The sequence below is a fragment of the Microcystis sp. M109S1 genome (genome assembly GCF_020247025.1).
GTDB lineage: Bacteria > Cyanobacteriota > Cyanobacteriia > Cyanobacteriales > Microcystaceae > Microcystis.
The window spans coordinates 1-9,495 of the sequence record NZ_JADBRW010000156.1; the positions used below are offsets into that span (position 1 = coordinate 1).

Annotated in this window: 11 protein-coding genes and 1 tRNA gene; 4 read left to right on the top strand and 8 right to left on the bottom strand. The window is 42.5% G+C overall.

Going from position 1 to position 9,495, the window contains the following annotated elements:
• Positions 1 to 135 precede the first annotated feature (135 nt).
• The 6 genes from IM322_RS07445 to rpmG form a co-directional block, all read right to left on the bottom strand.
• Positions 136 to 516 carry a hypothetical protein gene (locus tag IM322_RS07445; protein WP_287699042.1) on the bottom strand — a complete coding sequence of 127 codons (381 nt, stop codon included), beginning with the start codon at positions 514 to 516 and terminating at the stop codon, positions 136 to 138.
• A complete protein-coding gene (locus IM322_RS07450) occupies positions 503 to 802 on the bottom strand; it encodes an HNH endonuclease (protein WP_323800829.1) in 300 nt (99 codons plus the stop codon). Before IM322_RS07450 ends, IM322_RS07445 begins: the two co-directional genes overlap by 14 nt.
• Positions 803 to 945: 143 nt before the next feature.
• Positions 946 to 1,018, bottom strand: a tRNA-Phe gene (locus IM322_RS07455).
• A 76-nt stretch (positions 1,019 to 1,094) separates the two neighbouring features.
• Positions 1,095 to 3,323 (bottom strand): sensor histidine kinase, encoded by a 2,229-nt coding sequence (locus IM322_RS07460; RefSeq protein WP_287677151.1) that lies wholly within the window; start codon positions 3,321 to 3,323, stop codon positions 1,095 to 1,097.
• 615 nt (positions 3,324 to 3,938) lie between these two features.
• Positions 3,939 to 4,154 carry a 30S ribosomal protein S18 gene (gene rpsR, locus IM322_RS07465; RefSeq protein WP_002770735.1) on the bottom strand — a complete coding sequence of 72 codons (216 nt, stop codon included), beginning with the start codon at positions 4,152 to 4,154 and terminating at the stop codon, positions 3,939 to 3,941.
• Positions 4,155 to 4,194: 40 nt separating this feature from the next.
• The gene (gene rpmG, locus IM322_RS07470) at positions 4,195 to 4,389 is read right to left on the bottom strand and encodes a 50S ribosomal protein L33 (protein ID WP_002734724.1); all 195 of its coding nucleotides are present in this window, start codon (positions 4,387 to 4,389) and stop codon (positions 4,195 to 4,197) included.
• Positions 4,390 to 4,566: 177 nt separating this feature from the next.
• Between rpmG and IM322_RS07475 the strand changes: the two genes are divergently transcribed.
• Positions 4,567 to 5,979, top strand: coding sequence for a slr1306 family protein (locus IM322_RS07475; RefSeq protein WP_287677148.1), 1,413 nt, complete (start codon positions 4,567 to 4,569; stop codon positions 5,977 to 5,979).
• A 9-nt stretch (positions 5,980 to 5,988) separates the two neighbouring features.
• Here IM322_RS07475 and IM322_RS07480 read toward each other — a convergent pair whose 3' ends face one another.
• Positions 5,989 to 6,375 carry a C6orf136 family protein gene (locus IM322_RS07480; protein WP_287078484.1) on the bottom strand — a complete coding sequence of 129 codons (387 nt, stop codon included), beginning with the start codon at positions 6,373 to 6,375 and terminating at the stop codon, positions 5,989 to 5,991.
• Positions 6,376 to 6,439: 64 nt separating this feature from the next.
• Positions 6,440 to 7,780, bottom strand: coding sequence for a tRNA (N6-isopentenyl adenosine(37)-C2)-methylthiotransferase MiaB (miaB, locus tag IM322_RS07485; RefSeq protein WP_287677146.1), 1,341 nt, complete (start codon positions 7,778 to 7,780; stop codon positions 6,440 to 6,442).
• A gap of 304 nt (positions 7,781 to 8,084) precedes the next feature.
• Here miaB and IM322_RS07490 point away from each other — a divergent pair, with 304 nt between their 5' ends.
• From IM322_RS07490 to IM322_RS07500, 3 genes are all read left to right on the top strand, one after another.
• Complete coding sequence (locus IM322_RS07490; RefSeq protein WP_002759324.1) at positions 8,085 to 8,369, top strand: Nif11-like leader peptide family natural product precursor; 285 nt, start codon at positions 8,085 to 8,087, stop codon at positions 8,367 to 8,369.
• A gap of 330 nt (positions 8,370 to 8,699) precedes the next feature.
• Positions 8,700 to 8,963: a hypothetical protein gene (locus IM322_RS07495; protein ID WP_287078478.1), complete on the top strand. Its 264-nt coding sequence runs from the start codon at positions 8,700 to 8,702 to the stop codon at positions 8,961 to 8,963.
• The gene (locus IM322_RS07500) at positions 8,964 to 9,368 is read left to right on the top strand and encodes a type II toxin-antitoxin system VapC family toxin (protein WP_287677143.1); all 405 of its coding nucleotides are present in this window, start codon (positions 8,964 to 8,966) and stop codon (positions 9,366 to 9,368) included. It abuts the gene before it with no gap.
• The last annotated feature ends 127 nt before the right edge of the window (positions 9,369 to 9,495 follow it).

Genomic DNA, 9,495 nt, shown 5'->3' on the forward strand with positions numbered 1-9,495 from the left:
TCTGCTCTTTCTTCTTCTTTAAGAGCTTTTTGTAAGTTTTTCTTTTCTTCTAAATCTAGGAAATCTTTAGCTGGCATAAGTAGAATTTTTCTCAAGTTACTATTTCTATTTTAGGTGGTTTAAGTGCGTTTTAGCTTAATAATCAATTTTCCAAGTCTGCTCGCTGGTAGGATTCCTTTGGTGAGTGGAAAAATAATTATTTTCTAGGCGATCAATCCAATACCCGACCAAGCATACTGGGGGGATTTCCTCTGCTAAAAAATGCGACCAATCAAATTTGTTTTGAGCAAGTAATCCCCCGATAATTTTCGCTTCTGATTCAGCGAAATCTAACCCATCACTGTTAGCGTAAACTCCCAAGCTTATTCTCTGCTGAGAGTAAGCAGATTTACCCGGTTTAGGGGGGAAAGTTCCCCGGAGATAAAGCCTTTTTCCCCTAATCTCCAAAGCGACCCCGATCCTTGCCACGTTTAATCGTCGGTTGATTTCCTCAAGTCGTCTTTTAATCAGATCCATATGTAAATAAAGCTAACTGTCCGATGTTTATATTGCCTTTTCTGCCTGAATGCTTCCTTAAGTGACAAGCGGAACATAAGGCTATCAAATTATCGGGGTGATTATTCCCGGGATTGTAATCTTGGTGGTGTACCGTCAAAGTTTTTCTCGCTTTAAGAGAACGGTCGGCTATCGGGGTAGGTGTGCAATCAAGTCCACATTCTTGGCACTGCCAGTGTGCTTGAGTTTTGATAGCTAAAGCGATTGATGTCCAATTTTTAGGATATCGGCTTCTATCCATGGGCATAAATAATGACCTCTGATTTTCATAGGCTAAAACTGGACTAACCTTGCCAATTCCTTAAAAGCTTTAAGTTCAGGCGCGCTTTTGGACATCTCCACATTTAGGGGTGTACCTCAAAACCTTGTCCGTATTTAGTGTTTTTCCGATGCCAAGACGCGGATTTGAACCGCGGACACGAGGATTTTCAGTCCTCTGCTCTACCAACTGAGCTATCTCGGCGTTTTTCAGTCCTTTCTCAATATAGCACGCCCTCGAAATAATTGCAAGGTTTTTTTCTAAAAAGTTTTCTGCTCGACTAGATTGGCAAGGTGAGGGTAAAAGTGGTGACAGCGTTGGCACTGGTGACATCAATGCTGGCATTCAGGGGTTTAATCAGTTTGCAGACCAAAGCTAAACCTAAACCAGTACCACTGTAGCGCCAGGGATCGTGGTTAGGAATGCGATAAAAAGGGGCAAATATTCTTGATAATTCCTCTGGGGCGATTTCTACACCCCCATTGCTCACACTAATTAATATTTGCTCATCCGCACGCCTGACATTTACCCTAATTATTCCCTGCTCCGGAGTATATTTAGAAGCATTGGTCAGTAATTCCGCTATGATGCGCTCGATATGACACAGACTGGTGTTAATCTCCGGTATATCCCCATCTATATCTAAAATTAACGGCTGTTGTCGCTCACGGGTGAGATGACGAAAAGGTTCCACTAATAAGGGTAGCCACGAAAGTAAGTCGATTGCTTCGATCGCCAGGGGTTCGGTTTCCGCATCCAGATAGGTTAAAGTCAACAGATCATTAACTAACTTACTCTGACGCTGAGATTCAATGTTAAGAATTTGCAACAGTTGACCGATCGAATCCTGTGGATCAATCTCGATCCCTTGATATTCTAGGAGACTTTCCAGGGTTTCCACCGCTAGACGAATGCTGGTAATCGGGGTTCGCAGTTCATGGGAAAGGGTTTTCAGGAATTCGCTTTTTAATCTTTCCAGTTTTTCTAATTCCCGCACTTGTGCTTGGGAAGATTCGTAAAGTCGCGCCTGTCGAATAGCGATCGCGCATTCGGTGGCAATATGTTGAATCAAATTAGTTTCTAAAGAGTTAAAAATATGATTAGCTGGTCGAATTAGCCAAAGATTGCCCAAAAAACCCTGATCGTCAAAGATAGCACAAGCACAACGGTTAACACGACCAATTTGCGGATTACCAAGGGGAAGACGATCGACAAATTGTAAAATTTGTTTGTGCAGCAGCGGTTGATAGATTTCGGGAAAATCGCTAATTTGACGGGTAATTCCCTGACAGATAAGCTCTTGAGTGGTATATTCGTGGACAATAGTGGCTTTGCTGCGACTGGGATCGTAAAGCTCAATTTGGGCGCGTTCTACGGGTAAAACCTGGACTAATTCCCTAGTGGTGGTTTGCAGAATATGATTTTCATCGAGACTATCGCGAATTTTTTCGGTAATCCGTCCGATTAATGCTTCATACTTCAAACTCATCTGCAATTCGGCGGTTCTTTGCTGAACCTCCGATTCTAGGGCAGTATTCAAGCATTTTACCCGTTGGTGCAGTTCTGCTTGTTGAATGGCAATTCCCACTTGAATGGCTAATTGTTTGAGCAGATCGATTTCTTGGGATTGCCAAGAGCGAGTTTTTTGGCAATTTTGGGCAATTAGTAACCCCCAGAGTTGGTTATCGCAGATAATTGGCACCACCAAGTTAGCCTGTACTTGCAAAGAAGTAAGTAAGTTGCGATAACAGGGATCAAGTCCCGAATTATGGACATTTTCAATAACTTGAATTCTCCCGCGGCGATAATTTTCCAGACGTTCTGGGGATAAATTAAAACAGGGATCCTGTATCCTGTTTCCTAAGACAGAATTAATCCTCGCAGTATGGGATTCCACCACAATCATGCCACTCTGATCGGGGAATAAACGATAAATTAACACTCGATCGCAGTTGAGAAATTGTCGCACTTCTTTAACAGTTCTTTGCAAAATGCGATCAAGATCCAACGATTGCCGGATTCTTTCCTGCATTACCCCCAGTAGTTGTTCTCGTTCTGCTTGTAATCTTAAAGCTTCTTCGGCCTGTTTGCGTTCGGTGATATTGGTGCTGGTTCCCACTAAACGATAGATACGCGCATTGTTATCCCGTAGGGGTGTTAAAGTTGTTAGCCACCAGTAGGGTATATTTTGAAAAGGTAAATACTGTTCGTAGGAAATAGTCGTTCCGTAACGTACACAATCACTATAGTGTTGCCGCACACTACGCGCATCATCGGGGGGAAGGATTTGTTCGGGAGTTTTGCCTTTAATATCTGATGAGCGCAGTCCTGTCCAGCGTTCATGAACGGGGTTTGCCCCCACATAGCGAAAATCTCTATTTTCCAGCACGTCCACCACAAAAATCGACGCTTGCACGGAATTAAATATACTACGCAGAAACTGCTCGGAATCCTCCTCTTGTAGCTGTCCATCTAACTCGGTATCGATTGCTGATGGCTGCTTTTCCATAAGAGCCTCCTATTGTGCTAATTGGTGGATTTGGATCGATAATCACAAAATCGTTGGCTACTCCTAGAGCGATTTAATTATTTTTTAAGATTCTCGCACGAATTTTCCTATCCGCTGCCGATTTCGATATATTTCTTTGCAAAAACGAGAAAACAACCCCAATATACTGAGATCGCTTATCAGTTATCAGTGATCAGTTATCAGTGATCAGTTATCAGGTTTAAATTTTAAGTTAAGCAGCTAGACACAATTAATTACACATATTGTATGAGTGCCTATCCTCACCAAGAAGTTAATTTTGTCCTATTACTTATCAGAGTTCAATTACAGCGTTTCTCATCAAGAGGAAGCATAGCCTAATTTGGTATCGACGACCGGCTCTCCAAAAGGAGAACTTCCTACCTCACCATTTAAGATAACTGCTGTAATTAAGTGGGTGGGTGAAATTAAATATAAGATGAACGTAGGTTGGGTTGAAGCATGAAACCCAACGCCCGCTCATGTTACGCTACCGCTAACCCATCCTACAAATAATTGTGCCTCCCTACTTAGTTAATTCTATATATTATTTTCAGTAATCAGTGAACAGTGATTACTGATTACTGATCACTGAATTTAGGCTTCTTGGTTGACAAAAGGCAATAAAGCCATTAAACGGGCCCGTTTCACCGCTTCAGTTAAATCTCGCTGTTGTTTAGAAGTTAAACCGGTGATACGTCTAGGCAGAATTTTGCCGCGTTCGGTGATGAATTTGCGGAGGAGTTCGGTGTCTTTGTAGTCAATCGGTTGACTAGGGGAGATGGGAGAGAGACGTTTACGATAGTAGCTCATAGATTTGTAAAGATTGCTTGACTTTTTAACTAAAGTGTGCTTACTTAATTTCCTTGTGGACGGTGTGCTTATTGCAGTGGGGACAGTATTTCTTGATTTCCAGTCTGCCGGTGGTATTGCGACGGTTTTTGCTGGTGGTGTAGCGAGAAACGCCGGGGGTACGCTTATCGGGATTACTGCGGCATTCCGTGCATTCTACAGTGATGATCAGGCGAACGCCTTTTTTACTAGCCATAACAACAGGGGATCGGGTAAATTTACACGCAATCGATCATTATGACATATCTGGGGCTTTTTAGGCAAGAGCGGCCGGGGCGAATGCGGGGAATTGTCGGCTAAAAAGTTTGGCTTGGGATGAAATCCAGCACAAAAAAGCTAGAATAATCACAGCAATTGGCGAGGATGAGGAAAAATGACGGTAAGATTGGGTAAACCGATTTTAGTGACGGGGATAGGCATTACCATCGCTTTAACCCTGGGGGAAACTCTCAATAGCAGACTGAGCGAAATCGGTTCCTGGGGTATTTTAGGTGCGTTTGTCCTTGGTGCCGGTATCTGGTTTTGGCAAAAACCCAACTCGAAAATCGATTTTTCCCCCCCCACTCCCCTGAGTCTAGAAAAGGTTAAACAAGCGATTAGCAAGGCCGAGAAGATAATTAATTATCTGGCCAAAGAAGACCCAAATCAAGACTTAACCCCACTTAAAACCAGTTTAACCCAATTAAACCAAGAATTTAGTCGCCAAGACCTGAAAATTGCCATTACCGGCGCTAGAAAAACCGGTAAAACTGCCTTAAAAAAACTACTAGAAAGCGGCAACTTTGGAGAATCTATCGCTTTTCTGGAAACGGAACCCCTTCTGACTCTCGACTCTACCGCTAACCAGAAAAAGTCCCTAGCAGCCGACTTAGTTTTGTATCTTATCAACGGGGATTTAACCGATTCCGAATGGCAAATCCTCCAGCAATTCGATCGAATGCACCAGCGTGTTATCCTGTTACTCAATAAACAGGATCGTTTACCCGTCGAAACCAGAGAAGAAATTCTCCTTTCCCTAAAACAAAGACTGAAAGAAACTATTCCTGCTCATCATATTTTAGCCATAGCCGCTGCCCCTGAACCCCTAAAAGTTCGTCAACATCAAAGCAATGGAGAAATCAAGGAATGGACGGAAACCCAAACGGTAGTTATCGATCCTTTAGATAATCATCTCCAACAAATTATCGAGCGAGAAAAGTCCGAATTAGTTCTGGGAACTATCTGGAGACAAGCGATAGAATTAGAAAAGGAAACCAAACAATTACTTAATCAATCCCGACGCAAAAAGGCTTTACCTGTTATCGAACAATACCAATGGATAGCCGCTACTGCCACTTTTGCTAATCCTCTTGCGGCCTTAGATTTAGTTTTAGCGGCAGCCACTAACGCTCAAATGTTAGTGGATTTAGGGGCAATTTATCAACAAAAAATGTCCCTTGAACAAGCAAAAACAGTCATGACTACCCTGGGGAAAATGATGATACAATTGGGCATGGTAGAGGTGACAACTCAGGCATTAGGAACGATTCTCAAGGGAAATGCGATTACTTATATTGCCGGTGGTACAGTGCAGGGAATTGGAGCAGCCTATCTAACTCGTTTAGCTGGTTTAAGTTTAATTGAATATTTCCAAGAACAGGAAATTAACGAGCAGCTGAATAATGATTGGAATTGGACGAGTTTGCAGAATAAAGTTAAACAGGTCTGGGAACAAAATCAACGCCTAGCATTTTTACAGGATTTTGTCAAGCAAACGAGCGCTCGTTGGTCGGCATTTTCTGGTTAAAAAATCTAGTTAAGAACTGGAAAAAGGTAAATGCTGACGTAGCACATCCCAGGGTGAACAATTCCAATAATCGATATGAGAAATAATCAGATTATTGTCATCGAGAGTTAATTGGCTGCGTCCAGAAATAGCGATGCGGGGCCGCCAAGGTAAAGGAGTTGTCCAGTGCAATGTCCAACGGGTATTAATAATATTTCCCTGCTGTTCAATTGCGTGGACATCCATCTTGATAGCTTGGAACCATTGACTCATAAAACCAATCATTTCCCGATAGCGTTTAATCCCCCGAAATTGATTGAGAGGGTCTTGAAAATAAACGTTATCAGCATAAATATCATAGGTTTGATCGAGGGGAAATCTTTGATAATCTTGCTGCAAAATAGCGATAATATCCATAAAGTACCAAATTATTCCCGATAGCTATTGCCTTTTTTCGCTGTTGAGAGGTCACTGTTAACTATTAAAAGATCACTCCCGTCAAACTAAAGGGACGGACTTCGGTAATTTTAACCTTAACAAATGTGCCTCGCAATTCCTCAAGATTTCCAGTAAAGAAAGTTAAGCGATTGCCTCTAGTTCTTCCCATAACTTGACTAGCATCTTTAGGGTTAACGTCTTCCACTAAAATTTCCTCAATTCTGCCTAAATATCTTTGGGAACGTTCAGCAGCTTTTGTGGCCACTAAATGATTTAATCTTTGTAAGCGATCGCTTTTTACCTGCTCACTTAATTGATTATCCCAAATAGCGGCCGGAGTACCGGGACGGGGAGAATAGGCAGCCGTATTTAATTGATCAAAACCAATCTCATCGACTAATTTTAAAGTATTCTCGAACTGTGCCTCTGTTTCTCCGGGGAATCCGACAATCGCATCGGCACTAATGGCAGCATCCGGCATTAAATCGCGAATATTAGCAATAATCTGTCGGTATTTTTCCTGAGTATAGCCCCGTTTCATGGCCTTGAGGATATCATTATCCCCCGATTGAAAAGGGATATGAAAATGTTCACAAACTTTAGGTAATTCCTGACAAGCTTTAATCAAACGTTCGGTAAAATAGCGGGGGTGACTGGTGGCAAAACGGAGACGTTCAATGCCGGCCACATCGTGAACGTAGTAGAGTAAATCGGTGAAATTGTGCAGATGTCGGCCGCTTGCCGTCACTCCGGGTAAATCCCGTCCGTAGGCATCAATATTTTGACCTAAAAGGGTGATTTCTTGATAACCCTGTTGTCCTAATTGTTCCATTTCTGCTCGAATTGCCGCAGGAGTGCGAGATTGTTCCACCCCGCGCACCCCCGGAACCACACAATAGGTACAGCGTTCATTACAACCATAGATAACGTTCACCCAAGCGGTAATATTACTATCCCGGCGCGGTTTGGTGATATCTTCCATGATGTGGATGGGTTCGGTGGCCACCACCTGGGAACCGTCAAAAACTTGTTGTAATAAGTCTCCCAAGCGGTTTGCGTGTTGGGGACCGATAATTAAATCCACTTCGGGAACCCGTCTTAATAATTGTTCCCCTTCCTGTTGAGCCACGCAGCCAGCGACAATTAAAGTAAGATCGGGTTGAGTTTGTTTGCGTTTAGCCTGTCTACCGAGATAGGAATACACCTTCTGTTCGGCATTATCGCGAATTGTACAGGTATTGTAGAGGATTAAATCGGCTTCGTTGGCATCCTCAGACCATTGAAACCCCAAATCTTCTAAAATACCCGCCATGCGTTCGGAGTCAGCTTTATTCATCTGACAACCAAAGGTGGTGATATGGTAACGACGTGGGGACTTATTCATGATGCTGGCTACAGAAACAAGAGTGCAGGTTTCTATTTTAGGCTATTTATCCTCTGACTTGAAAGAGGCTCCGAGGCTCCGAGGCTGCGCGGCTGCTTTGTTCTCCCCACACCCTACACCCCACACCCTACACCCTACACCCTACTTCCCAGAAAAAGCATACTCAGCCATACAAGCAAAGAAAAACGAAACTTTTGCTTTGAGGATATCTCCTGACTGGTAGGATAAAAATAAACCATACTAGGCAGTTTAGCCTCGATGCCGCCGAGGCCACACCTTTAATCATCAAAGGAAAAGTATTTATATGTCTAAAAATCAAGTGTTCGACTTTTTCGCCTTAGCCGCTAAAAACGAAGAATTGGGTCAAAAAATGCGCTCAACCCAAGATCCTCAGCAATTACTAGAGATAGCTCGCTCGCAAGGCTTCGATTTCTCCCTTCCTGAATTAGAAGCGGCACTCAAATCCTTGCACGAGAGTCCCGACTTTTTCCAAAAGTTAGCTCATGCAGTGTTAGAAGTTTTCAGTCCTAACCACGATAATTATCCCTCGATCGGTGTCCAACCCTACGAAGGCGAGATCGATCGCTAGAATCAGTTATCGGTTTTTGAACCGTCGGTCGTCAGGAGTCAGGAGATTATTTTTATTTATTCTCCCCTCTCCGCGCCTGACAGGTGTAGGTACTGTAAAGTTTCCTCCCAAGTTCCTTCTATAGTTTGTTGTTCCATAACATGGTGTTTTGAGTTACGTTTTAATCTTGGTGTAGCCAGGAAAGTAGGCAAAAAAATAAACCCCATCAACTGATGGAATAAGTATCCAAAAATGCTAATGCGGTGATGATTTTAATGTTTCTAAATGGGTTCAGGACTAACAAGTCTTCATCCCCGGTAATAAGAGATTCAGCCAAAAAAGTAGCAGATTATGACACAGGCAATCCTTACTCAAATCTTGAATCAGCTTGAGACTCTTGAGTTAAAAGAACTTCAGCAGCTTAATCAGAAGATTCAACAGTATCTTATGGATAAAGAAGAAGCTGACAAACAAGCGGTATTTCATCAATCTCTTCTTGATGCCGGATTAGTGAAGCAGATTAAGCGTCCTTCATCTCAACCGATAACTGAGCGACGATTGATTGAAATCGAGGGCAAACCTATTTCAGAAACGATTATTGAGGAACGACGTTAAATGGCACTTTATTTCTTAGATAGTAGTGCCTTGGTCAAGCGTTATATCAGCGAAACTGGTTCAGTGTGGGTATTGGGATTATTTGCTGCTGCTTTCAATAATGAAATATTTATTGCCGCAATCGCCAAGGTAGAAATTGTGGCTGCTATTACGCGACGATCCCGCACTGGAAGTATTAGCGTTACGGATGCAACAGCAATAGTTCATCAGTTGAGAAAGGATTCGCTTAAAGATTATCAAGTCATCGAAATTACCGAAAGTATAATTAATTCAGGAATGGTATTAGCGGAAACTTATGGCTTAAGAGGTTATGATGCGATCCAGTTAGCAGCAGGTCGTGCTGTTAATATACTTTGTCTAGCCAGTGGTTTACCGAAATTTTGGGTTAAAGTCCCGTCCTTTTAGGACGGCTTTTTAAACTATAGCTTGTTAACTTAACTTTTATTGTGCTATACTGATTTTATCTAAGTACCCCCTGCGTAAAATGTTTGTCTTAGAGTTTAAAGTTAAAGCTAAAACTCAACAGTATCAA